We start from the raw sequence: 23,513 nt of genomic DNA on the forward strand, positions 1-23,513 counted from the left end.
GCCCGTCGCCCCGGTGCCGGGCCTCCGGTGCCGGGGCAACGCCATGCGCGGCGCCCGTGGCGTGAACGGCCGGGCTGGGGGCGGCCGTTGACGGGGAGGTCGCGGGGGTGCGCGGCCGGGCCGTCGCTCGGGGCGTTGGGCCGGCCGGTCCGTCTCAGGCGGGGGTGTCGAAGACGGCCGTCACCGGGGCGTGGTCGCTCCAGCGGGCGTCGTGGGTCGTGGCGCGCTCGACGTACGCCTTGAGGGCGCGGGTGGCCAGGCCGGGGGTGGTCACGATGAGGTCGATGCGCCAGCCCGTGTCGTTGTCGAAGGAGCGGCCCCGGTAGGACCACCACGAGTAGGGGCCTTCCTGGTCCGGGTGCAGGGCGCGGACCACGTCCGTGTAGCCGCCCTCGGCGGGGTCGTAGACGCGGCTCAGCCAGGCGCGTTCCTCGGGCAGGAAGCCGGCGGTGCGGCGGTTGGCACGCCAGTTCTTCAGGTCGGCCTCGTGGTGGGCGATGTTCCAGTCGCCGCAGACGGCGACCTCGCGGCCCTCGGCGGCGGCGCGTTCGCGCAGGGCGGTGAGGTAGGGGAGGAACGCGTCGAGGAAGCGTTCCTTCTCCTCCTGGCGTGGGGTGCCCGTCTCGCCGGAGGGGAGGTAGAGGCTGGCCACGGTCACGCCCGGCAGGTCCACCTCCAGGTAGCGGCCGGAGGCGTCGAACTCCTCCGAGCCGAAGCCGACCCGCACCGCCTCGGGCGGGCGCCGGGTCAGCACGGCCACGCCCGCCCGGCCGCGCGCGGCGGAGGGGGCGAACACCGAGTGCCAGCCGTCGGGGGAACGCGCCTCCGGAGGGAGCTGGTCCTCCTCGGCGCGGACCTCCTGGAGGCAGATCACGTCGGCGGGGGAACCGGCCAGCCAGCCGAGGAAGCCCTTGCGGACGGCGGCGCGCAGGCCGTTGACGTTCGCGGTGGTCACGGTGAGCACCGGGCGACCGTACCGCACGGGGGAGGGCGGGGCGGGCGGAGGAGGGGCGGGGAGGAAGGGCGGCAGAAGGGGGCGAAAGCGTGTTGCATCGGGTCTTTAGGATGTGCGCATGAGGATCGTTCCCCTCCGTTTTGATCATCCCGACGCCCGCAAGCTGAACGATCTTGTGCAGGCCGAGTACACCGAGCGCTACGGCTCGGGCGACATCACGCCGCTGGACCCGGCGATGTTCGACCCGCCGGGCGGGCTGTACCTGCTGGCGTACGACGAGCGCGGGCGCCCGGTGGCCACGGGCGGGTGGCGGGCGCAGGGGGCGGAGAGCGACGAGGGGTACCTCGACGGGGACGCCGAGGTGAAGCGGATGTTCGTCGTGCCGCAGGCGCGCGGCCTCGGCCTGGCCCGGCTGATACTGGGCCGGCTCGAGGACTCGGCGCGGGAGGCCGGGCGCGTGCGGATGGTGCTGGAGACGGGCACGGTCCAGCCGGAGGCCATCGGGCTTTACCGCTCCAGCGGGTACCGGATGCTGCCGCAGGACGAGCGCTTCGGGGTGTACCGGCACTCGCAGCGCAGCCGCTGCTTCTTCAAGGAGCTGTAGGGGCCCCCGGCGGGCCCCACCGGCTCTCCGGGAGAGCGGGACCGGCCGTGGCCCGCGGGCCACGGCCGGTCGTGCCGCCGCCGGCCGCTCTTCCGGCAGCGGCAGCGGGGAGGACGGAGGGACGCGCGGAACGTCCGCCCTCAGGCCGCCACCGGTTCCGCGGCCCGGCGGGCGGTCGCGGTCCCGGCCGCGCGCGGGGCCCGGCGCGCGCCCAGCAGGAGGGCCGCCGCGCCGAGCAGCGTCCAGACGGCCAGCACCGCGAGCGGCTGCGCGAGGGCCGCGCCGTCGAAGAAGGAGACCGAGCGCAGCAGCGTCGCGCCCGCGCCGGTGGGGAGGAACTGGCCGATCAGGCCGACCGGTTCGGGCAGCATCTCGGGCGCCGAGCCGGCGCCGGACCAGGGGTTGCCCAGCAGGACCACGATCAGCGCGCCCAGGCCGACGCCGGGCCGGCCGACCAGGGCCGCGGCGCCGGCCACCGTCGCCGCGCCGGCCAGGACCATCAGGGCGAGGGCGGCGGCCACCGCGATCCAGGAGCCCTCCAGCACGCCGAGCCAGGAGTGGGCCAGGCTCGCGCCGACGAGGCCGACCAGGACCGCGGCCCCGGCCAGGGCCGCCAGCGCCCGCCCGCCGCGCAGGCCGGTGAGGGTGGCCACGGCCCCGGCGGCGACCCCGGCCAGGGCCAGGGGGAGCGCGCTGGTGCTGAAGGCGCCGCCGCGCGGGTCGCCCCCGGGGGCGGGAACGACGTCGGTGACGGCCGGCGCGGCGCCCTCGGGGGCCTGGGCGGTGGCGATCTGGGTGAGCAACTGGGCCACGGAGGGGCCGGCCGCGCTCGCGACGAGGACGGCGGGCTGTTGGCCCGAGGCGTCGAACGCGCCGTAGACCTCGCGGTCCTCGATCGCCTCGCGGGCGCTCGCCTCGTCGGCGTAGCGGTGGATGTCGAACGCGCCCTCCCGCGCCTCCAGTTCCGCCGCGACGCGGTCGGCGGCGGCGGTCTGGCCGACGACGCCGACGGGCAGGTCGTTCGGCCCGCCGTGGGACGCCGGCCAGGCGAAGGCCCACAGGGCGAAGGCGACGAAGACGGGGATCAGCACGATCACCAGCAGGGGCCCGCGCGGGGCGGCGGGCCCGGCCGGCGGGGCGGAACGGGCGGACTCGGCGGACTCGGCGGACTGGACGGACATGGCTCCGCGGCCTCCCGATAGAGAAGGATCGTTCGTTTTTCTTCGTGACCACCGTGCTCCGGCCCGTCGCCGCTTGTCAAGAAGGAATGTTCGTTTTAGGCTGAGGAGCCATGGCCCGTGTGTCACAGGAGCACCTCGAAGCCCGCCGCCGGCAGATCCTCCAGGGGGCGGCGCGCTGCTTCGCGCGCGACGGCTTCCACGCCACGTCCATGGCGGACGTCTTCAAGGAGACGGGCCTGTCCGCCGGCGCCGTCTACCGGTACTTCCCCAGCAAGGAGGCCATCGTCGGCGCCATCGCCCACGAGGTGCTGTCCACCGTCAGGGCGGCGTTCGACGAGGCCGCCGCCGCGCCCCGCCCGCCGTGGCCGGACGAGATCCTGGAGGTGGCGCTGGGGCGGGTGACCGAGGTGCTGGTCTTCCCGCCGCCGCTGGTGGTACAGGTCTGGGCGGAGACGTTTCGAGACCCGGGCCTGGCGGCGATCCTGCGGGAGGCGCTGAGCGGGCTGATCGACGCGTGGACCTCGGTGGTCAAGGCGTACCAGGAGCAGGGGATGATGCGCCCGGACGTCGACCCGGCGCACGTGGCGCGCACGCTCCTGGCCTGCGCCCAGGGGTACATGCTCCAGCGGGCGATCATGGCGCCCTTCGACCTGTCGGTGCTGCGGGACGGCCTGCGGGCCCTGATGTCCATGCCGGGGGGCCCGGAGGGGCCCGGGCCGCAGGAACCGCCGCGCGCGGCGACGCCCGCCCGCAGGCCCTAACGCCTGGCGCGCTGTAACGCCCGCCCGCAGGCCCTAACGCCTGGCGCGCTGTAACGCCCGCCTCACCGCCCGCCGTAGCGCCCACGGCCCCCTCACGCCCGCCCCGGTGCGAGGCCCGCCCGCGCGGGAACGCCCGCGGCGGGCGTTACTCCGGCTGGCCCAGCTCGCGGCGCAGGTGGCGGTCCAGGGCCAGGGAGACCTCGGCGTAGACGACCTGGCGCATCAGCGGGCGCAGGCGCTCCAGGGCCTTGGCGAGCTGTTCCATGCCCTCCTCGGAGAGGGGCCCCGCCGCGGCCTCGCCGGGGGCGCCGAGGAGGTCGGGCAGGACGTAGCGCCGCAGCAGGCCGGCGAAGGCGGTGGCGAGCGCGTCGGCGTTGGCGCGCTGGGAGCGGGCGACCTCCAGGATGGCGGCCAGCGGGATGCCCTCGGTGACCAGGGCGGCGGAGGACTCCAGCAGGTCGCGGCTGGCGTGGACGACCTCCTCGCCGTCCACCGCGATGTAGCCCAGCTCAAGGGACTCGGCGAGGTTCTCCGGGGTCTCCTGGCCGGCGAAGTAGGCGGCCAGCTCGGGCGGGGTCAGGCGCACGCGCTCCTCGTCGGAGAACGGCGCGCGCTCCTCCAGCCCGAGCAGCTCGGCCGTCTGCCCGGCGTCGCGGCCCGCGGCGAAGGCGGCCAGCAGCTCGGCCACGCCCACGAGGGTGTGGCCGCGGGCGAGCAGGGCGGAGATGGTGCGCAGGCGGGCGAGGTGATCCTCGCCATACCAGACGATGCGGCCCTCGCGGCGCGGCGGCGGGAGCAGCTTGCGCTCGCGGTAGAAGCGCAGCGTGCGCAGCGTGATCCCGGCGGCTTCGGCCAGTTCAGCGGCCCGGTACTCGCGCGTGGCGGGCACGCGGGCGTCCGTTTCCGTGTCGTTCATCCCGCCCTCCCCGTCCGGTCGTTGTCGCTGCGTCTCAGGAGCGTCTCCACGGTCCGCAGTTTAGGGACTGCCCAACCCCTACCCACGAGTACCGTTCTGCCTTACGCTCCCATCGTGCCAGTGAACACTGGCACGTTTGGCCCCGGCGGGGTAGCGGTTCACAGGTGAATCACACAGGGAGGCTGGCGACGATGCACGTACGAGTGGCGGTGATCGGGACCGGATTCGGCGGGCTCGGCGCCGCGGTCAAGCTCCGCCGGATGGGCATCACGGACTTCGTGGTGCTGGAGCGGGCGGATTCGGTCGGCGGCACCTGGCGGGACAACACCTATCCCGGGTGCGCCTGCGACGTGCCCTCCCACCTGTACTCCTTCTCCTTCGCGCCCAACCCGCGCTGGCCGCGGAACTTCTCCGGCCAGCCGCACATCCGCGCCTACCTGGAGTGGGTCGCCGACACCTTCGCCCTGCGCCCGCACATCCGCTTCAACTCCGAGGTGGAGGCGGCCCGCTGGGACAACGAGGAGCTGCGCTGGCACATCGACACCGCCGGCGGCCCGCTGACCGCCGACGTCATCGTCTCCGCCACCGGCCCCCTCTCCGAGGCGAAGATCCCCGACTTCACCGGCCTGGAGAGCTTCCCCGGCCACGTCTTCCACTCCTCGCGCTGGGACCACGACTACGACCTGCGCGGCAAGCGCGTGGCCGTCGTCGGCACCGGCGCCTCGGCCATCCAGTTCGTGCCCGGCATCCAGGACAAGGTCAAGGAGCTGACCATCCTCCAGCGCACCCCGCCGTGGGTGCTGCCGCGCGCCGACCGCAGGATCACCGGCCCCGAGCAGTGGTTGCACGCCAAGGTCCCGGCCACCCGGGCGCTTCGCCGCGGGCTGCTGTGGAGCATCCGCGAGCTCCAGGTGGGGGCGTTCGCCAAGCAGCCCGACGTGATGCGCGCGGTCGAGCAGGTCGCCAGGCTCAACATCCGCCGCGCGATCAAGGACCCCGAGCTGCGCCGCACGGTCACCCCGCGCTACCGCATCGGCTGCAAGCGCATCCTGCTGTCGAACGACTGGTACCCCACGCTCGCCCGCCCCCACGTCAACGTCGTCGACTCGGGCCTCGCCGAGATCCGCGGCTCCACGCTCGTGACGAACGACGGGCGCGAGATCGAGGCCGACGTCATCATCTTCGGCACCGGCTTCCACGTCACCGACCTGCCCATCGCCTCCCGCATCAAGGGCAGCAACGGCACCACGCTGGCCGAGGAGTGGAAGGACGGCATGGCCGCGCTGCGCGGCACCACGGTCGCCGGGTTCCCCAACTTCATGACGATCATCGGCCCCAACACCGGCCTGGGGAACAGCTCGATGATCCTCATGATCGAGTCCCAGCTGAACTACCTCGCCGACTTCATGACCCGGCTCGACGTCCTGGGCGGCTCCAAGGCCGCCCTCGCCCCGCGCAAGGAGGCCGTCGACGCCTGGGACGAGAAGATGCAGCGCCGCCTGGCGCGCTCGGTCTGGAACACCGGCGGATGCCAGAGCTGGTACCTGGACGCCAACGGCCGCAACACCACCGTCTGGCCCGGCACCACCGGCGAGTACCGCCGCGTCACGCAAGCCGTCGAACTCAGCGAATACGAGGTGCTCCGCCATGCCTGACCCGACGCGTGCCGCCGACGTCACGACCGTCACCACCGTCTCGACCGGGGGCGCCCGCCTCCACACCGAGATCCACGGGCCCGAGGACGCCCCGACGCTGGTCCTGGCGCACGGCTGGACCTGCAACACCACCTTCTGGCACGGCGTCGTCCGGCGCCTGGTGCCCGACTTCCGCGTGGTCCTCTACGACCAGCGCGGCCACGGCCGCACCCCGGCCACGCCCGGCAACTGCTCGACGGACTCGCTGGCCGACGACCTGTGCGCCGTGCTGGAGTTCACCCTCGCCCCCGGGCAGCCGGCCATCGTCGGCGGCCACTCCATGGGCGCGATGACCATCCTGGCCGCCGTGAACCGGCCCGTCTTCCGCGAGCGGGCCGCCGCCGTGCTGCTGTGCTCCACCGGCGCCGACCGGCTGACCGGCGAGTCCACCGTGCTGCCGCTGCGGCCGGGCAACCTGCGCCGCCTGGGCCAGCGTTACTTCCTCACCACCACGCTGCCCTACGGCGGGGTCACGCCCGTCAGCAAGCGGGTCGTGCACTACATCACCATGGGCAAGGGCGCCTCCCAGCGCCAGCGCAACGAGATGACGCGGATGGTCGCCGCCGCCCCGCGCAAGGCCCGCGGCGAGTGGGGCCGGGTGCTGGCCGGGCTCGACCTCTCGCAGAACGTCGCCCAGCTCGACAAGCCCGTCACCATCGTGCAGGGCACTGCCGACCGCCTCACCCCGGCCGTTCACGCGCACCGGATCGCGGGGCGGCTGCCGCGGCGGCCCGAGTTCATCGAGCTGCCCGGCATAGGCCACATGACCCCGGTCGAGGCGACGGACACCGTCAGCGACGCGCTGCGGGCCCTGGCCAAGGACCACCTGTGACCGCCCGGCGCGCAGAAACCACCGAGGAGCACCCGTGAGCACCCTTCTCAACCCCCGCAGGAACCGCCGCGACCTCGCAGGGCAGGTGGCCGTCATCACCGGCGCCGCCCGGGGCGTGGGCGCCTCCCTGGCCCGCCTCCTGTCGGCGCGCGGCGCCCGCGTGGCGCTGATCGGCCTCGAGCCGGACGAGCTGAAGACCGTCAGCGACTCCCTGCCCGGCGAGTCCGCCCACTGGCACGCGGACGTCACCGACGCCGCCGCCATGCGCGAGGTCGCCGCCGAGGTCGTGGGCCTCTTCGGCGCGGTGGACATCGTCGTCGCCAACGCGGGCGTGGCCACCGGCGGCCCGTTCGCCGACTCCGACGACGACACCTGGCGGCGGGTCATCGAGGTCAACCTCGTCGGCTCCTCCGTCACCGCCCGCGCCTTCCTGCCCGCGCTCACCGACAGCCGCGGCTACTTCCTCCAGGTCGCCTCGCTGGCCGCGATCACCCCGTCCCCGATGATGTCCGCCTACTGCGCCTCCAAGTCGGGCGTCGAGGCGTTCGCCCACTGCCTGCGCCCCGAGGTCGGGCCGCTGGGCGTGAAGGTCGGGGTGGCCTACCTGAGCTGGACCGACACCGACATGGTGCGCGGCGCCGACGAGGACCCGGCGATGGCCGACATGCGCAAGAAGCTGCCCTGGCCGGCCAACCGCACCTACCCGCTCGCCCCGGCCGTGGAGCGGATCGCGGACGGCATCGAGCGCCGCGCCGCGCACGTCTACGGCCAGGGCTGGCTGCGCGGCATGCAGCCGGTGCGCAGCCTGCTGCCGCTCGTGCTGGGCGGGCCGCTGGGCCAGCGCGAGATACGCAAGATGCTGCCGCGCATGGCCGAGCTGGGCCGCCGCGGCCTGGTCGGCGCCGGCGGCGAGGCGGCGGAGCGCGAGCGGACCCGCGGCTGACGCCGCGCCACGAGCCGCCCGGGCCACCGGGCCCGGGCGCCGGGGAGCGGCCCACTCATCGGATGTGTGCGGGAGCGCGTCCGGAACGGCGTGTGGGCCGCTCCCCCGTCCCGTCCTGATGGTCCTGCCGTGGCGCGCTACACCCGCAGAGCGCCGCCCGGGTGGCCGTAGGAGCGACCGCAGGCGGTGAGGGCCAGGAGGGCCTGGCCGGTGATCTTGGTCTGGGGGCCGAGGGAGGCGGGGTCCACGGAGGCGCGGCCGGCCACCTCGGCCGCGCTCGGCGCGCCCGGCATCCCCAGGTCCCGGCGGACGTCGGCGAACGAGGCGAGGAACGCCGTCGCGTCCGCTTCGGCTATGCCGTCGAAGCTCCCGGGCGGGAACTCCTCCTCGTGCGGCAGCGGCCCCGGCAGCTCCGCCGGGTGCCGGTCGCCGGAGGCCTGCGCGGGGTCGAACACGTCGTACGCCCGCACCACCCGCCCGTCCTCCGCGAAGCACCAGGCCGTCCAGTCGTCGGTACAGCGCATGCCGTACCAGTGGGCCGTTCCGAAGCGCCGGCTCAGCTCCGCGCACCACCGCCGCACCCCCGCCGGGGACAGCCCGCCCGGCGCGGCCGTGGCCGCCGCCCGGTGCGCGTGCGGGGAGGGCACCCCGAACACCAGGGTCCAGCCGTCCAGTTCGGGGCTGACGTAGATCCGGGAGCAGCGCCCGTGCCGGCCGGGGGCCGTGTGCCGGTCGTGCCGCCAGGCCGCGGCGCCCAGGCGCATCGTCACCGGCTCGGGGTGCGAGAGGCCGAACGCGTCGAGCACCGCCTCCTGATCGCCCGTCGGCAGCGCGAACCACGGCCCGCACGGCGCCATCGGCTCGGGCACCTCGCCGCCCGCGCGGATGCGGATCAGGCGCCGCAGCGCCGCCCGGTCCGCCGAGTCCAGCGCCTGCGGGCCGCCCACCGAGGCCAGCACCTCCAGGGCCGCCCGCCGGGAGGCCCCCGGCCCCCCGCGCTCGCGCCGCAGCCCGCGCAGCAGCGGCAGAACGCCCTCGCCCGCGCCCTTCAGCGCCCACATCGCCCCCCGGCGCACCGCCTCCACCGGGTCGGCCAGCAGGGGCACCAGCCGGTGCGCCTCGTCCGCCGCGCCCGTGCCGCGGGCCTGGAAGGCGTAGGCCACGCTCTCCCGCACCCACGGGTGCGGGTGGCACACGGCGGGCGCGTATGCCGCGAGGCAGGGCACCTCGAGCCCGATGAACGCGAACCTGGCGCGCCGGACCGCGCTCGGCGAGGGCGCCGCCGCGATGGCGTCCGCCAGGGGCATCAGCGCCGGCTCCCCGATCCGGCGCAGCAGGAAGGCGGCCTCGGACCAGCCCAGGGGCCCGTCGTCCTCCCGCAGCTCCGCCAGCAGCAGCGGGACCGCGGCCCCGCCCCGCGCCACCAGGGCGCTGCGGGCGGACTCCCGGGCCGACGTCACCCGCGGATCCGTGCCGTCCTGTCCGCCGAGCAGCCCGATCAGTCCGATCAGCCGCTGGATCTCCATACTCCGGAGAATAGAGCCGTGCGCTGACACACGGCTGAGAACGGGCGGAAGCGCGCGGGAAGCACACAGGAAGCACGCGGGGCACGTCCGGCACACGTGGACGTACCCCGCGCTACGGTCGCGCGCCGGCGCTCAGCGGTCGTCGCCCTTGGCCTTCTGCCGGCGTTCCTTCGCCTCCTGCTTGGCCTTGCGGCCGGTCTGCTTGGCGCGTTCCTTCATGTCGTTCTGCTTCTGTTCGCGGCTTCTGGTGTCGTCCTTGCCGCCGACCGCGTCCATGGCGCGGCCCTGAAGCTCCTGGGCCTTCTGGCGGATCCGGTCTGACTTGCCCATGTCCACTCCTCGTCCGTTATGGCCGTTTCGTCGCCGCTTCTGTCCAGCGTGGCACGGCGGGCGTTCGGGTGCATGTCGGGCGGATCAGGCACCCTCCGGCTCCTCCGGCTCGCCGTAAGTGGCCTCCGGCGCGTACCCGGCCGTGCGCGGCGGCAGCGGCGGGCGCGCACGGGAGGGCAGGTCCCGGTAGCCGGGCGGCGCGCTCGCCGGGTGCTTCTCCAGCAGATCAACGGCCACCCGCACCGCCCTCTCCAGTACCACCGTGCGCCCCTCGGCCCAGTCCACGGGCGAACGCACCACCTCCAGGTCCGGCACCACGCCGTGGTTCTCCACGCCCCAGCCGTAGGAGTCGAACCAGGCCGCGTTCATCGGCACGGTGATCGAGGTGCCGTCCCCCAGCCGGTGGTGCCCGGTGATCCCGACCACCCCGCCCCAGGTGCGGCTGCCGACCACCGGGCCCAGGCCCAGCAGCCGGAAGGCGGCCGTGATCATGTCCCCGTCCGAGGAGGTCGCCTCGTCGGCCACCGCCACCACCGGGCCGCGCGGGGCGTCGGAGGTGTAGCTGACGGCCTGCGTGTTGCGCGTCAGGTCCCAGCCCAGGATGGGGCGGCTGAGCTTCTCGATCACCAGCTCGCTGATGTTGCCGCCCGCGTTGCCGCGCACGTCCACGATCAGCGCCTCGCGCGCGATCTCCATCCGCAGGTCCCGGTTGAACTGCGCCCACCCCGAGCCGCTGAGGTCCGGGATGTGCACGTAGCCGCAACGCCCCTCGCTCAGCTCGCGCACCACCTCGCGCCGCCGCGCCACCCAGTCCTGGTACCGCAGCGGCCTGTCGAAGATCAGCGGCACCACGGCCACCCGGCGCCGCCCGCCGCCCTCCTCGGCGAACGTCAGCTCCACGCTGGTCCCGCCCGTCCCGGCCAGCAGCGGCCAGGGTCCGGCCACCGGGTCCACGGGCCGCCCGCCCACGTGCGTGAGCACGGCCCCCTCCTTCACGCCGGTCCCGGCCAGCGGGGAACGCGCCTTGGAGTCCGAGGACTCGCCCGGAAGGATGCGCGTCACCTGCCACGAACCCTCCTTCGTACGGGCGAAGTTGGCGCCCAGCAGGCCCTGCGCGCGCTGGTAGTGCGGCGGGCCCTCGTTGCGGCGCGCGGGGGAGACGTAGGCGTGCGAGGTGCCCAGCTCGCCCACGGTCTCGCGCAGCAGGTCCGCGAACTCGTCGGGGCTGGCCACCCGCTCCAGCAGCGGCCGGTACTGGTCCAGCACGCCCGCCCAGTCCACGCCGCCCATGTCCGGCTCCCAGAAGTAGTCCCGGATCAGCCGGCCCGCCTCCTCGAACGCCTGGCGCCACTCGGCGGCCGGAACGGCCGTGTGCACGATGCGCCGCAGGTCCACGTGCACGGAGGCGTCCCCGTCCCCGCCCTCCGTGGCCGGGATGGTGCGCAGCTCCTCGTCCTCGCAGACGACCAGGCGGGTGCCGTCGCCGCTGGGCGCGAACCAGTCCACGTCGTCGGTCAGTTCGCTGCGCTTGGCCTTGGCCAGGTCGAAGTGCTCCAGGGTGGGCTTGCCGGAGGTGTCGTCCGGGTTGACGAAGGTCTCGCCCAGCGCGCCGGAGATGGGCCAGCGCAGCCACACCAGGCCGCCGCCGCTGACGGGATAGAGGGAGGAGTACTTCGAGGCGGCCACGGGGAAGGGCGTCACCCGGCTGTTGAGGCCCTCGGCCTCCACGAGCACGGTGCCCTCCTCGCCGCCGGGCGCGTCCGCGGGGTCCAGGCCGCCGGCCGCGGGCCGCCCCTCGGGGGTGATCGCGAACGGTGAGCGGGTCGCTGAGGACAGCGGCACGAGGTAGGGGCGGCAGCCGACGGGGAACGACAGGTCGCCGGTGTGGACGTCGTAGACCGGGTCGAAGCCGCGCCAGGAGAGGAACGCCAAATACCTGCCGTCCCGCGTGAACACGGGCTCCTCGTCCGCGAACCTCCCGTCCGTCACGTCCACGATCCCGCCCTCGCGCGCCCCCAGATCCGCGATCCTGACCCGGCTCAACGACCGCCCCACCCCCGGCTGCGCCCACGCCACCCACCGGGAATCCGGCGAGAACGCGACGCCCCGCACGGGGCCGTTGTCCGAGCGCACGACTTCCCTGACACGCGCCTCCGCCTCCGGCTCCGGCGCTCCCCCGGGGCTGTGCCCCGTCTCCGCTGCGGACTCTTGCGCCTGCGGCGCGCCGCTTTCGGGGCTGCGCCCGGTCTCCGCCTCGGCGACTGCCCGGCCCTGCGGCCCGGCATCCGCCGCTGCCGCGGCCTGCGGCGCGGGGGTGTCGGGGCTGGCCCCCGCTCCCGCCTCCGGCGCGGTAGCCGGGGCTCCGGGGTCCGGCCCCGGGGCGGGCTCGGGCGGGGTGGTGGGGGCCTCCGGGACCGGGACGGTGAGGAGGCGGCCGTCGTGGGTGGCGATGGCGAGGGTTTGGCCGTCGGGGGAGGAGACGAGTTCGAGGACGCGGCCGAGGGTGCCGGGGGGGAGGGGGAGGCGGAGGGGGTCCTTGCCGCCGCTGGCGCGGGGGAGGTGGGCGATCTCGATCGCGTCCTCGCCCGCCGCGTCCGTGACGTACGCGATGCGGCCCGTATCGCCCAGCATCTCGGGCTCGCGCACCCGCACCCCCGGCGTCGCCGCCAGCGCCCTGGCCGGCCCGTCGCGGTGGGTGAGCCAGTACAGGCCGCCGCGCACGCACACCGCGCTGGCCCGCCCGGTCGCGTCCACGGACAGGTCGTCCACGTGGGCCGCGGTCCGCACCTGGTAGGGCCTGCGCCCCGTGCGCGGACCGCCCAGGCGGACGTTCAGCCGCCGCGGCACCGAGCCGGGCCCCAGCTCCTCCACCAGCCACAGGTCGCCCCCGCACTGGTAGACCACCCGCCGCCCGTCCGTGGAGGCGTGCCGGGCGTAGAACGCCTCGTGGTCCGTGTGACGCCACAGCTCCGTGCCGTCGGGGCGGCAGGAGTAGAGGTTCCCCACGCCCTCGTGGTCGGAGAGGAACGCGATCCGGTCCCCGACGAGCATCGGGCTGTCCACGTGCCCGTTCAGCGCTGGCAGCAGCCGCCGCCCGTGGTACCACAGCCGCCCCATGGCCCCACCCCGGTACCGCTTCCACGAGGCCGGCTCGTGCGGCGCCTTCCCCGTCAGCAGGAGCGTGCGCCGCTCGGGCCCCGCCCCGGCGACCGCGATGTCCGCCACCGGACCCCAGGGCAGGCGTTCCCCGGGACCGCCCTCCACCGGGACCGTGTACGCCCACGTGTAGTGCGAGAAGGGCTGCTCGTGGGCGCCCAGGGCCAGGACGCGGCTGCCCCGCGCGTCCTCGGCCGGGGTCCAGCCGCAGACCCGCGTGTCGTAGGAGCCCCAGTGGCTGAGCTGCCGGATCTCGCCGCCGTCCACCGGCGCGAGGTGGATCTCGGGGTCCAGCGTGCGCCAGCTGGTGAACGCGATCTGCCGCCCGTCCGGGGAAAACCTCGGCGGGCCGATACGGGTACGATCGACGGTGAGCCGCCAGGCTCGGCCGGGATTCCGGCCCTGGGCGGGCAAGGGCGCCAGCCAGAGATCGTCTTCGGCGACAAAGCAGAGCAGTTCTTCGTGAAGATGCGGGTAGCGCAGATATCCGTCGGTCCCCTGGGTGCGGCTCCGGGACGCGGCTGCTGAGGTGGGTTCGTCGCTCACGGTTCCATGCTTCGGCCCGCCGAATGCCCCGGCAAGTCACATAGCTGAGCCCAATGTGATCTGCGCCACAATGCGCCGCTTCCGCTCACCCTGCCCGGCTGGTGCCGCGTCTCGTGGCATGAGCTGACCCCCTCATTTTCGACCCACGACACCCGGACAGGAGAACCTGCCTCGTGGCTACGTTCCTTTATAAGCTGGGACGCCTGTGTTTCCGGCGCCGCTGGTGGGTGGTGCTGGCCTGGCTGGCGCTCCTCTTCGGTATCGGTGCCGCGTCCGCCAACGGCGAAACGGTGACCGACGACTTCGCTCTGCCCGGCACGGAGGCCCAGGAGGCCTTCGACCTCATGGAGAGGGAATTCCCCGAGGCGAACGCCGAGGCGGTCGAGTCCACCGTCGCCTTCCAGGTCCCCGAGGGCCAGGACATCAACGAACCCGAGTGGCAGCAGGCCGTCCGGGGCGTCCTGGCCGAGATCGAGGGCCTGCAGCACGAGGTTGACGGCGCCGAGACCGATGGCGTCCTGAGCGTCTCCGACCCGTTCAACCCGGACAACCCGACCGTCAACGAGTCCGGCTCCACCGCCTACGCGACCGTCGACTTCGCCATCGAGCCCGGCGGCACCACCGAGTCGCTGCACGAGGGCTTCATCCACGCCCTGGAGAACGCCCCCGAGGACCTCCGCGTGGAGGCGAACGGCGAGGTCGCCCTCGGCCCCGTGGAGTTCGGCGGCGGCGAGCTGATCGGCATCGTGGTCGCCGCGATCGTCCTGATCATCACCTTCGGTTCGCTGCTGGCCGCGGGCATGCCGCTGCTGACCGCGCTCGTCGGCGTGATGGCGGGCTCGATGGCCCTGGTCGCCCTGGCGAGCACCCTCGACCTCTCCGAGAACACCGGCGTGCTGGCCACCATGATCGGCTTGGCGGTCGGCATCGACTACGCCTTGTTCATCGTCTCCCGGTACCGGGCCGAGCTGGTCGCAGGGCATCCACATGAGGAGGCCGCCGGGCGTGCCGTGGGCACCGCCGGCTCGGCCGTGGTCTTCGCCGGCCTGACCGTGGTCATCGCCCTGGCCGGCCTGGCGGTCGTGAACGTCCCCATCCTCACCAAGATGGGCTTCGCCGCCGCGGCCCAGGTCGTGCTCGCCGTCCTGATCGCGCTCACGCTTGTCCCGGCGTCCCTGCGGCTGATCGGCAAGCGGATCTTCGGCCGCCGGGTGCGCAAGCAGAACCCGGAGACCGGCGTCCCCGCCGCCACCACCGGCGGCAAGGAGAACTTCGGCTCCCGCTGGGCGCGCGGCATCCTGCGCCGCCCGGGCCTGGTGCTCGTCGCCTCCGTCGTCGGGCTCGGCGTGCTGGCCGCCCCGGTGGCCAGCATGGAGCTGGGGCTCCCCGGCGACGAGGTCGCCGCCGAGGACACCACCCAGCGCCAGACGTACGAGATCCTCAGCGAGGGCTTCGGCCCCGGGTTCAACGGCCCGCTGATGGTCGTCATCGACGGCGACGCCGGCGTGGACATCAACGCGGCGGTCGAGTCGGTGCGCGCGGAGCTGGACACGCTGGACGGCATCGACGCCGTCGCCCCGCAGGCGCAGGTCAACGAGGAAGGGACGATGGCGACGCTGCTCGCCTTCCCGACCACGGCGCCGGCCGAGAGCGAGACGGCCGACCTGGTGCATGAGATCCGGGACGACGTCGCCCCGGTGCTGGAGGCCGAGACCGGCACCCAGCTCCTGGTCACCGGCATGGCCGCGGTCAACATCGACTTCTCGCAGGTGATGACCGACGCGCTGGTGCCCTACCTGGCCCTCGTCGTGGGTCTGGCGTTCATCCTGCTGATCCTGGTCTTCCGCTCCATCGTGGTGCCGCTGAAGGCCGCCCTCGGCTTCCTGTTCTCCGTGCTGGCCGCGCTCGGCGCCGTCGTCGCGGTCTTCCAGTGGGGCTGGGGCGCGAGCCTGATCGGCGTGGAGGAGACCAGCCCGATCATGTCGATGATGCCGATCTTCATGATCGGCGTGATCTTCGGCCTGGCCATGGACTACGAGGTCTTCCTCGTCACCCGCATGCGGGAGGCCCACGTCCACGGCGAGGACGCCCACCAGGCGGTGGTCACGGGCTTCAACCTGAACGCCCGGGTGGTCACGGCGGCGGCGATCATCATGATCAGCGTCTTCGCCGGATTCGCGGTCACCAGCGCCGAGTCCATGATCAAGATGATGGGCTTCGGCCTCGCCGCGGCCGTCCTGCTGGACGCCTTCATCGTCCGGATGACCATCGTCCCGGCGCTGATGGGTCTCATCGGGGAGCGGGTCTGGTGGCTGCCGAAGTGGCTGGACCGCATCCTGCCGAACGTCGACGTCGAGGGTGAGTCCCTGGAGAAGTACCTGCGCGCGCAGGGCAAGGGCCGGGACGCCGTCGAGCGCGAGCGGGAGCCGGCGCCGGTGCACTGACCTTCGCGCCGGCCTCGCGGCCGGTGCGCCGGGTGACGTGGCGAACGCCCGCGGCCCGGCACCGCGCCCCCACAAGGGGCGTCGGTGCCGGGCCGCGGGCTTTGTCATTTCGTCATACGGACGCTCTTGCAAGTCCTTCGCAGGAGCGCTTTATTGTCAGGCGGGTGCGCACGAACGGCGCACGTTCCGGCACGTCTGCGGAGGGGGAGGCGGCATGCACGTCCCCGACGGGTTCCTGAACGCCCCGGTCTCGGTCGCCACGGGGGCCTTCGCCGCCGCGGCGGTCGCCGTCTCCCTGCGGGGCGCGCGCCGCGAGCTGGCGGGCGGGCCGGCCGGTTCCGGCGGGCCGGCCGGGGCGGAGGGGACCGCGCCGCTGGCCGGGCTGGTCGCGGCGTTCGTCTTCGCCGTCCAGATGCTCAACTTCCCCGTCGCGGCGGGGACCAGCGGGCACCTGCTGGGCGGGGCGCTGGCCGCGATCCTCGTCGGGCCGTTCACGGGCGTGCTGGTGCTGGCCGTGGTGCTGCTGATGCAGGCGCTGCTGTTCGCGGACGGCGGGCTCACCGCGCTGGGCACGAACATCACGCTGATGGGCGTGGTCACCGTCCTCGTCGCCCACTTCGTTTTCCGGGGCGTTCTCCGGGTCCTGCCGCGCGGGCGCGGGGCGGTGGGCGTGGCCTCGTTCGCCGCCGCGCTGCTCTCCGTGCCGGCCTCGGCGGTCGCGTTCGTCCTGCTCTACGCCGTCGGCGGCACCGCCGACGTCTCCCTGGGCCGCGTCTTCGCGGCGATGGCGGGCGTGCACGTCCTCATCGGCCTGGGCGAGGCCGCGATCACGACGGCCACGGTCGGCGCGGTCCTCGCCGTCCGCCCCGACCTCGTCCGCGCGGCGTCCCACGTGCTGCGCCCGAAGCTGGTCCTCCGTGGCTCTGCGGCCACGGAGGCACATGCCCCGGCCGGGCTCCGCCCGGCACGTGGCGGCCAGTCCGCGCGCCCCGCCGCCGGGGCCTCCGTAGGCGCCGAGGCCGGCGGAGCCGTTGCCGCGGACGCGGGCTCGGGCGGGGCGTTCGCGGAGGCATCGTCCGCCGAGGGCGCGGACGCCCGGACCGGTGCCGAGGCCGCGCTCCACGCGGCCGGGGCCGCCGGAGGCGCCGCGGCGCAGGCGGCCCGACCGGCCGGAAGTGGCGGAGCCGCCGCGGCGACAGCCGCCGGCCCGGGGACCGGGAGGCCGCGAGGTCTCCGGGCGCTGTGGCTCGGAGGCGTCGCCGTCGTGCTCGTGCTGGCCGGGTTCGTCAGCTTCTACGCCTCCGCCGAGCCGGACGGGCTGGAGCGGGTGGCCACGGACGAGGGGTTCGCGGAGGAGGCCGAGGAGCACGGGCTGGCCGATTCGCCGCTGGCGGACTACGGCGTGCGGGACGTGGACAGCGAGCGCCTGTCCGTCGGGCTCGCGGGCGCGGCCGGGGTCGCCGTCACGCTCGCCGCCGGAACGGCCGTCTTCCTCGCCGCCCGAGGCCGCGCCCAGAAGGCCGGGGGCTGAGCCGTGGGCGCCGGGCACTCCGCCGCCGGGAGGCTCTACCGGCCCGGCGCCACCCCCGTGCACCGGCTGCCGGCGCACCTCAAGCTCCCGGCCGTCCTCGCCTTCGCCCTCGTCGTCGTCGCCACGCCCCGCGAGGCCGTCCCCGCCTTCGCCGTCTACGCCGCCCTGCTCGCCGCCGCCGCGGCCCTGGCCCGCCTCCCGGCGGGGTTCGTGCTGCGCCGGATGCTGATCGAGGTGCCCTTCGTCGCCTTCGCGCTGCTGCTGCCGTTCGTCGCCGAGGGCCCGCGGGTGACCTGGCTGGGCGTCGAGCTGGCCGAGTCCGGCCTGTGGGGCGCCTGGAACGTCCTGGCCAAGGGCACCCTCGGCGTCGGCGCCTCCGTGATCCTGGCCTCCACCACCGAGCTGCGGCACATCCTCCTGGGCCTGCAACGCCTGCGGCTGCCCCCGCTGATGGTGCAGATCGCCGCGTTCATGCTGCGCTACGCCGACGTCATCGCGGACGAGCTGCGCCGGATGCGGATCGCCCGCGAGTCCCGCGGCTTCTCCGCCCGCGGCCCCCGGCACTGGGGCGTGCTGGCCAGGACCGCCGGCGCGCTGTTCATCCGCTCCTACGAGCGCGGCGAGCGCGTGCACCTGGCCATGCTCAGCCGCGGCTACGACGGCACGCTGCCCGTGATCGACCGGCTCACCGCCACCCGCGCCCAGTGGGCGCACGCCGCCGCTCTCCCCACCGCGGCCCTGGTCACCTGTGTGTTGGGATGGACCCTATGAACGCCCCGCAGCCCGCCGCCCCGCCCTCCCTGGAGGTCTCCGGCCTCGCCTACGCCTACCCCGACGGCCACCAGGCCCTCTTCGGCGTGGAGCTGACCGTGGCCCGCGGAGAGCGCGTGGCCCTGCTGGGCCCCAACGGCGCGGGCAAGACCACGCTGGTGCTGCACCTCAACGGCATCCTCACCCCCGGCGCCGGCTCCGTGCGGGTCGGCGGTCTGCCCCTCACCCGCGCCACCACCGCCGAGGTCAGGCGCCGGGTCGGCATCGTCTTCCAGGACCCGGACGACCAGCTCTTCATGCCCACCGTCCGCGAGGACGTGGCCTTCGGGCCTGCCAACGCCGGGCTGCGCGGCGCCGATCTCGAGGCGCGCGTGGCGCGGGCCCTGGAGCGGGTGGGCATGGCCGGGTTCGCCGAACGGCCGCCGCACCACCTGTCGTTCGGCCAGCGGCGCCGCGTGGCGGTGGCCACCGTGCTTGCCATGGAGCCCGAGATCCTGGTGCTGGACGAGCCCTCGGCCAACCTCGATCCCGCCGCGCGCCGCGAACTGGCCGACATTCTGCGGTCCTTGGACCTCACCCTCCTGATGGTCACCCACGACCTGCCCTACGCCCTGGAGTTGTGCCCGCGCTCGGTGATCCTCAGCGAGGGCGTGATCGCGGCCGACGCGCCGACCCGCGAACTCCTCTCCGACGCCGAGCTGCTGAGCCGCCACCGGCTCGAACTCCCCTTCGGTTTCGACCCGTCTGTCCCGGTGCCGCGCTGAACGGCCGCTGATAGGCTGCCACGGCTCCACCGCTCCATGACTTTCTCGCCTTGTCGACATCTGCGGTCGGCGGGGCCGGCCCCGCACGATTCGAACCGACCACCGGGAGGCGTGGGTGGGACGCGGCACGGCACGGACGATCCTCGGCACGGGGAGCACGGCGCGGGGGCGGGCGGCCCTCCTCGCGCTGGTGCTGGCTCTGGCGGCGGCCCTGATGGTGCCCGCGGCCCCCCGCGCGGCAGCGGCAGCCGACGGGGGCCGCTGCGTCCCCGCCCTGCGGGCGGACACCGCCCCGGGCCTGAGCCGCCTCCTCGAACTGGCGGACCGGATGCGCGCCGAGGGCCACGACCGGGCCGCGATCGACCGCTTCCTGGCCGAACGCGCGTGCCTGACGCGGGTCTCGGCCCCCCTGTCGGCGGGCACCACCGCCCAGACCGTCTCGGTCGCGGCCCCGGACGTCTACCGCATCGGCGTCGTCGACGGGCGCGCACGCTACGTCTCGATCATGGACTGGCGCTTCGCCGCCGCCCCCGGCTACCCGATGCGCGGGCGGCAGGCCGTCACCACCTGGTTCAGCGCCGGAATCCGGCCGATCCTGCCGGTGGTCCACTTCTCCGGGCTGACGCCGCAGTTCCCCAGCCTCAGCCGCGAGGACGCCACGGACCTGAACGCCAACGGCCTGGCGTTCCTCCTCACCCCGCAGCAGACCGCCACGGACGCCAACGTCGCCGCCGGAAGCCTGGCGCTGGTCTTCGAGGCCGTCGGCACCACGTGCACCGGCTTCACCGCGCGCGGCATCTTCGCCCACACCTGGAACGCCACCGACATCACGGACGTGACCGTGAGCGCCGGCTGGCCGGCATTCGCCTGGACCACCTACACCGACCGCTCGGTGGCCTTCTCGCCCTCGGTGCCGGTCTCGGGGGTCTGTCCGTAGGGCCCGCGTGCGCCCCGGGCGGCAGGGTGCCTCAGCCCGCCGCGCGGAGCACGTCGGCCACCACCGGGCCGGCGAACTCGCCGCCGTGGCCCGAGTCCGGGACCACCGCGGCCACGGCCAGGTCGTCGCGGAAGGCGGTGAACCAGGCGTTCGGGTTCTCCTGCCCGTCCACCTCGGCCGAGCCGGTCTTCGCGCCGACGTTCCCGCCCAGGCCCGCCATCGCCTGCGTCGCCGTGCCGTTGGTCACGGCGCGGTTCATCAGCGCCCGAAGCTGCCCGGCCGCCTCGGCCGACAGCGAACCCGGCGCCTGCGCCAGCTCGCGCCCGTCGAAGTCCGCGGGCACCAGGTAGGGCTGGCGGAACGTCCCGGACTGCACGGTCGCGGAGACCGAGGCCATGTTCAGCGGGTTCATCCGCACCGCGCCCTGCCCGATGAGGGAGGCGGCCATCTGCGCGTCGGACTGGGTGGGCACCCGGCCGTCCATCGTCGTCACGCCGACCTGCCAGTTCAGGCCCAGGCCGAAGACGTCCCGCGCGTGGTTGCCCAGGTCGTCGTCGGACAGCTCGGGGGCCTGGCTGATGAAGGCCGTGTTGCAGGAGCGCGCGAAGCTGTCCGCGAAGGTGCCGTTGGGGATGTCGAACTCGTCGTCGTTCTGGAAGCGCCAGCCGCCGTGCGTGAAGTACCGCGGGCAGGGGTGCCGCCGGTCCGGGGAGGCCAGGTCCCGGTCGATCAGCAGCGAGGAGCTGACGATCTTGAACGTCGAGCCGGGCGCGTAGGAGCCCTGAAGCGCCGTGTCGAAGCCGTCGGCGGGGGCGTTCGCCACGGCCCGGATCGCCCCGGTGCTCGGCTCCACGGCCACGACCGCGCCGCGCTGCGCGTCGTCGATGGCCGCCTGGGCGGCCCGCTGGAGCGCGGGGTCGATGGTGGTGGGCACCCGGCCCGGCTCCGCCTCGGCCAGCTCCGCGAGGGTGGCCACCGTCTCGCCTTCCGCGTCCACGATCCGGGTGGAGACGGCCGGGGTGCCGCCCGCCTCCTCCTCGTACCGCTCCCGGAGCTGCTCGATCAGCGGCGCCAGAGAGGGGAGCGCCTCGGCGTCCAGCGGCTCGCCGTTCGCGTCCAGCGCCTCCACCGGGGGCGCCTCCCCGTCCGGGCCGGTCTCGATCCGCGCGCCCTCGGCCAGCTCCGGGTGCAGCAGGGACGGCTGCCAGGCCACCCGCGCGCCGTCGCCCGCCTCGTCCCGCACCACGGTCAGCTCCGAGTCCCAGGCCAGCGGCACGGCCGGCTGGTCTTCCCAGGAGACCGAGGACTCCAGCGCGAAGGGCACCCGCGCCCCGTCCGGGGCCCCGGGCCGCACGGTCACGCGGGCCAGGGCCGCGTCCTCCACCAGGGCTCCGAGGGCGGCCCGCGCGGCCTCCGGGTCGTCCGTCAGCTCCGCGGCGGCGGCCAGGTCGCCGGAGGCCCACGCCTCAAGGAACGCGCCCGAGGTCTCCAGCACTTCCCGCTCGTCGGGCGGCCCGGCCTCCGGGGACTCCTCGCCCCCGCCCTGCCGGTCCTCGGAGGTGGCGGCGACCGGCCGCGTGGGCCCGTCCTCCTCGTCCCCGCCGAGCAGACTCCAGGCCCCGAGCCCCGCGACCGAGACCACGGCCGCGCACACCCCCGAGACCACCGCGACCCGTTGACCGTTCCCCATGTTCCGCCGCCCTGCGCTGCCTGACCCTGAAAGGCCCTGATCCCCACTGGTCCGCGCAGCCTACCGGCTACCCCCGGTATCCCGTGCGCCAGCCCCGCGTCACACCGGCCCCCGGACGGGCCCGCGCACCGCCCCCCGGCGAGCCCGCCCGGCTAGACCCACGAGTCCAGCCACATCCGGTCGCGCCAGCCGTCCACGGGGATCTCGGTGCCGGTGTAGATCGGGTAGAAGTAGATGAAGTTCCACGCGATGAGCAGCACCAGCACGCCAGCGGCCACGATGCCCGTCACACGGCGGCGCTCGGGGCAGCCGGGCGGGCCCAGGATCGCGCCGATCAGCATCGTCACGGCCAGGCACAGGAACGGCACCAGCACGACCGCGTAGAAGTAGAAGATGGTGCGTTCCGCGTACATGAACCACGGCAGCCAGCCCGCGGCCACCCCGCACAGCACCGCACCCGCCCGCCAGTCGCGGCGGAAGAGCCAGCGGTAGAGGCAGTACGCCAGCGCGAAGCAGGCCGTCCACCACAGCAGCGGCGTGCCCAGGGCCAGCACCTCGCGGGCGCAGCCGCTGCGGTACGTGCAGCCGTTCTCCCCGGACGGGGAGGATTCGTAGAAGTACGTCACGGGCCGCGCGGTCACGATCCACGTCCACGGGTGCGACTCGTAGTCGTGCTCCGAGGTCAGCCCGACGTGGAAGGAGTAGACCTCGCTGGTGTAGTGCCACAGGCTGCGCAGCGGCCCCGGAATCCACCCGTAGGCGCTCTCGCCGGCGCCCTCGCGCCCCGCCCAGTCCCGGTAGTAGCCGCCCGAGGTGGCGAACCAGCCTGTCCAGGTGGCCAGGTACGCGGCCAGCGCCACCGGCACCGTTCCCAGGAAGGCCGGGACCGCGTCCCGCCGCAGCGCCGCCGCGTACGGCCGGGGCGCGCCCGCCGTGCGCCGGGCCGCCGCGTCCCACAGCACGGTCAGCAGGCCGAAGGCGGCCAGCACGTACAGCCCGCTCCACTTGGTGGAGCAGGCCAGGCCCAGGCACACCCCGGCGGCGATCCGCCACGGGCGCCACCCCAGCCGCAGGCGTTGCCCCACCTCGGCGTCCGGGCGCGGCTGTCCGTCCTCCCCTGTGGGCAGGCCGGCCAGCAGCCGGGCTCTGGCCCGGTCCCGGTCCACCAGCAGGCAGCCGAAGGCGGCCAGGAACCAGAACATCAGCACCAGGTCGAGCAGCGCCGTGCGGCTCATCACGAAGTGCAGGCCCTCCACGGCCATCAGCACGCCCGCGACGCAGCCCAGCGCGGTGGAGCGGAAGAGGCGGCGGCCGATCCGGCAGAGCATCAGCACCGACAGCGTTCCCAGCAGCGCCACCGTGAAGCGCCAGCCGAAGGGCGTCATGCCGAACGCCCACTCGCCCAGCGCGATGGCCCACTTGCCGCCCGGCGGGTGCACGACGTAGGCCGCCCCCTCGCCCAGCGGCGTCTCGCCCTTCATCAGCCGGTCGTCGGCGTCCTCGGGCCACTCCGTCTCGTAGCCGTGCTGGAGCAGCGACCAGGCGTCCTTGGCGTAGTACGTCTCGTCGAATATCACCGCGTCCGGGGAGCCGAGGTTGACGAAGCGCAGCACGCCCGCGAGCAGGGCCACCAGCAGCGGGCCGCCCCAGCCGGACCAGCGGGCCAGCCGGGCCGCGGCGGAGGCGGAGAGGCCGAAGTAGCCCCACAGACGGGTGGCCGGCGGGGGATAGGGCGGGACGAGGCGCTCGCGCACGCCGCCGCCCGCGCTCCCCCCGAGGCCGCCCCGCGCGTAGCCGAAGCGCCGCAGCCGCAGCTCCCAGCCGCCCGGCGGCACGCCCGGCGGGCGCTCCGGCGGGGCGAGGGGCGTGGCACTGCTGCGGCTCTGGCTGCTCATCGCCGCCCATCCTGTCAGGCCCGCCCGGCGGCATGGG

General features: G+C 74.7%; 18 protein-coding genes. 10 read left to right on the top strand and 8 right to left on the bottom strand.

Features of this window, described 5'->3' with window-relative positions:
• Positions 1-154: 154 nt before the first annotated feature.
• Positions 155-964, bottom strand: a complete 810-nt coding sequence (locus RM780_RS19250) for an exodeoxyribonuclease III (protein ID WP_311632031.1) — start codon at positions 962-964, stop codon at positions 155-157.
• A gap of 109 nt (positions 965-1,073) precedes the next feature.
• Here RM780_RS19250 and RM780_RS19255 point away from each other — a divergent pair, with 109 nt between their 5' ends.
• Positions 1,074-1,559, top strand: coding sequence for a GNAT family N-acetyltransferase (locus tag RM780_RS19255; RefSeq protein ID WP_311632032.1), 486 nt, complete (start codon positions 1,074-1,076; stop codon positions 1,557-1,559).
• A gap of 140 nt (positions 1,560-1,699) precedes the next feature.
• Here RM780_RS19255 and RM780_RS19260 read toward each other — a convergent pair whose 3' ends face one another.
• Entirely contained in the window at positions 1,700-2,740 is a 1,041-nt protein-coding gene (locus RM780_RS19260) for an ABC transporter permease (RefSeq protein WP_311632033.1), read from the bottom strand.
• Positions 2,741-2,850: 110 nt separating this feature from the next.
• On the opposite strand from RM780_RS19260, the gene RM780_RS19265 reads away from it, so the two are divergent.
• Positions 2,851-3,501 carry a TetR/AcrR family transcriptional regulator gene (locus RM780_RS19265; RefSeq protein WP_311632034.1) on the top strand — a complete coding sequence of 217 codons (651 nt, stop codon included), beginning with the start codon at positions 2,851-2,853 and terminating at the stop codon, positions 3,499-3,501.
• 145 nt (positions 3,502-3,646) lie between these two features.
• Here RM780_RS19265 and RM780_RS19270 read toward each other — a convergent pair whose 3' ends face one another.
• On the bottom strand, positions 3,647-4,417 hold the full coding sequence (locus RM780_RS19270; protein WP_311632036.1) for a MerR family transcriptional regulator: 771 nt from the start codon (positions 4,415-4,417) through the stop codon (positions 3,647-3,649).
• A gap of 191 nt (positions 4,418-4,608) precedes the next feature.
• Between RM780_RS19270 and RM780_RS19275 the strand changes: the two genes are divergently transcribed.
• Genes RM780_RS19275 through RM780_RS19285 form a run of 3 tightly spaced genes read left to right on the top strand, consistent with a single transcriptional unit; the run spans position 4,609 to position 7,886 of the window.
• A complete protein-coding gene (locus RM780_RS19275; RefSeq protein WP_311632037.1) occupies positions 4,609-6,072 on the top strand; it encodes a flavin-containing monooxygenase in 1,464 nt (487 codons plus the stop codon).
• On the top strand, positions 6,065-6,943 hold the full coding sequence (locus tag RM780_RS19280; protein WP_311632038.1) for an alpha/beta fold hydrolase: 879 nt from the start codon (positions 6,065-6,067) through the stop codon (positions 6,941-6,943). Before RM780_RS19275 ends, RM780_RS19280 begins: the two co-directional genes overlap by 8 nt.
• 34 nt (positions 6,944-6,977) lie before the next feature.
• Positions 6,978-7,886 carry an SDR family oxidoreductase gene (locus RM780_RS19285; RefSeq protein WP_311632039.1) on the top strand — a complete coding sequence of 303 codons (909 nt, stop codon included), beginning with the start codon at positions 6,978-6,980 and terminating at the stop codon, positions 7,884-7,886.
• Positions 7,887-8,023: 137 nt separating this feature from the next.
• Here RM780_RS19285 and RM780_RS19290 read toward each other — a convergent pair whose 3' ends face one another.
• From RM780_RS19290 to RM780_RS19300, 3 genes are all read right to left on the bottom strand, one after another.
• Positions 8,024-9,412, bottom strand: a complete 1,389-nt coding sequence (locus RM780_RS19290) for a HEAT repeat domain-containing protein (protein ID WP_311632040.1) — start codon at positions 9,410-9,412, stop codon at positions 8,024-8,026.
• Between the two features lie 132 nt (positions 9,413-9,544).
• Positions 9,545-9,742, bottom strand: coding sequence for a hypothetical protein (locus RM780_RS19295; protein ID WP_311632041.1), 198 nt, complete (start codon positions 9,740-9,742; stop codon positions 9,545-9,547).
• 84 nt (positions 9,743-9,826) lie between these two features.
• Complete coding sequence (locus tag RM780_RS19300) at positions 9,827-13,444, bottom strand: S41 family peptidase (RefSeq protein WP_311632042.1); 3,618 nt, start codon at positions 13,442-13,444, stop codon at positions 9,827-9,829.
• Positions 13,445-13,617: 173 nt separating this feature from the next.
• Between RM780_RS19300 and RM780_RS19305 the strand changes: the two genes are divergently transcribed.
• The 5 genes from RM780_RS19305 (at position 13,618) to RM780_RS19325 (ending at position 19,891) form a co-directional block, all read left to right on the top strand.
• Positions 13,618-15,888 (top strand): MMPL family transporter, encoded by a 2,271-nt coding sequence (locus RM780_RS19305; protein ID WP_311632043.1) that lies wholly within the window; start codon positions 13,618-13,620, stop codon positions 15,886-15,888.
• A gap of 214 nt (positions 15,889-16,102) precedes the next feature.
• Positions 16,103-17,419 (top strand): energy-coupling factor ABC transporter permease, encoded by a 1,317-nt coding sequence (locus RM780_RS19310; protein ID WP_311632044.1) that lies wholly within the window; start codon positions 16,103-16,105, stop codon positions 17,417-17,419.
• A 3-nt stretch (positions 17,420-17,422) separates the two neighbouring features.
• Positions 17,423-18,190 carry a cobalt ECF transporter T component CbiQ gene (gene cbiQ / locus RM780_RS19315; RefSeq protein WP_311632045.1) on the top strand — a complete coding sequence of 256 codons (768 nt, stop codon included), beginning with the start codon at positions 17,423-17,425 and terminating at the stop codon, positions 18,188-18,190.
• Positions 18,187-18,954: an energy-coupling factor ABC transporter ATP-binding protein gene (locus tag RM780_RS19320; RefSeq protein ID WP_311632046.1), complete on the top strand. Its 768-nt coding sequence runs from the start codon at positions 18,187-18,189 to the stop codon at positions 18,952-18,954. Before cbiQ ends, RM780_RS19320 begins: the two co-directional genes overlap by 4 nt.
• Before the next feature lie 115 nt (positions 18,955-19,069).
• Positions 19,070-19,891 carry a hypothetical protein gene (locus RM780_RS19325; RefSeq protein ID WP_311632048.1) on the top strand — a complete coding sequence of 274 codons (822 nt, stop codon included), beginning with the start codon at positions 19,070-19,072 and terminating at the stop codon, positions 19,889-19,891.
• Between the two features lie 31 nt (positions 19,892-19,922).
• On the opposite strand, the gene RM780_RS19330 is transcribed toward RM780_RS19325, so the two are convergent.
• Entirely contained in the window at positions 19,923-21,581 is a 1,659-nt protein-coding gene (locus RM780_RS19330; protein ID WP_311632049.1) for a penicillin-binding transpeptidase domain-containing protein, read from the bottom strand.
• 152 nt (positions 21,582-21,733) lie between these two features.
• Positions 21,734-23,476 (bottom strand): dolichyl-phosphate-mannose--protein mannosyltransferase, encoded by a 1,743-nt coding sequence (locus RM780_RS19335; protein ID WP_311632050.1) that lies wholly within the window; start codon positions 23,474-23,476, stop codon positions 21,734-21,736.
• Between the last annotated feature and the right edge of the window lie 37 nt (positions 23,477-23,513).

The sequence above is a fragment of the Streptomyces boetiae genome, assembly GCF_031845405.1.
Classification (GTDB): Bacteria; Actinomycetota; Actinomycetes; order Streptomycetales; family Streptomycetaceae; genus Streptomyces; species Streptomyces boetiae.

Coding starts and splice junctions, on each gene's coding strand:
- RM780_RS19255 (WP_311632032.1), top strand. CDS start 1,074: ATGAGGATCGTTCCCCTCCGTTTTGATCATCCCGACGCCCGCAAGCTG.
- RM780_RS19260 (WP_311632033.1), bottom strand. CDS start 2,740: ATGTCCGTCCAGTCCGCCGAGTCCGCCGAGTCCGCCCGTTCCGCCCCG.
- RM780_RS19265 (WP_311632034.1), top strand. CDS start 2,851: ATGGCCCGTGTGTCACAGGAGCACCTCGAAGCCCGCCGCCGGCAGATC.
- RM780_RS19270 (WP_311632036.1), bottom strand. CDS start 4,417: ATGAACGACACGGAAACGGACGCCCGCGTGCCCGCCACGCGCGAGTAC.
- RM780_RS19275 (WP_311632037.1), top strand. CDS start 4,609: ATGCACGTACGAGTGGCGGTGATCGGGACCGGATTCGGCGGGCTCGGC.
- RM780_RS19280 (WP_311632038.1), top strand. CDS start 6,065: ATGCCTGACCCGACGCGTGCCGCCGACGTCACGACCGTCACCACCGTC.
- RM780_RS19290 (WP_311632040.1), bottom strand. CDS start 9,412: ATGGAGATCCAGCGGCTGATCGGACTGATCGGGCTGCTCGGCGGACAG.
- RM780_RS19295 (WP_311632041.1), bottom strand. CDS start 9,742: ATGGGCAAGTCAGACCGGATCCGCCAGAAGGCCCAGGAGCTTCAGGGC.
- RM780_RS19310 (WP_311632044.1), top strand. CDS start 16,103: ATGCACGTCCCCGACGGGTTCCTGAACGCCCCGGTCTCGGTCGCCACG.
- RM780_RS19320 (WP_311632046.1), top strand. CDS start 18,187: ATGAACGCCCCGCAGCCCGCCGCCCCGCCCTCCCTGGAGGTCTCCGGC.
- RM780_RS19330 (WP_311632049.1), bottom strand. CDS start 21,581: ATGGGGAACGGTCAACGGGTCGCGGTGGTCTCGGGGGTGTGCGCGGCC.
- RM780_RS19335 (WP_311632050.1), bottom strand. CDS start 23,476: ATGAGCAGCCAGAGCCGCAGCAGTGCCACGCCCCTCGCCCCGCCGGAG.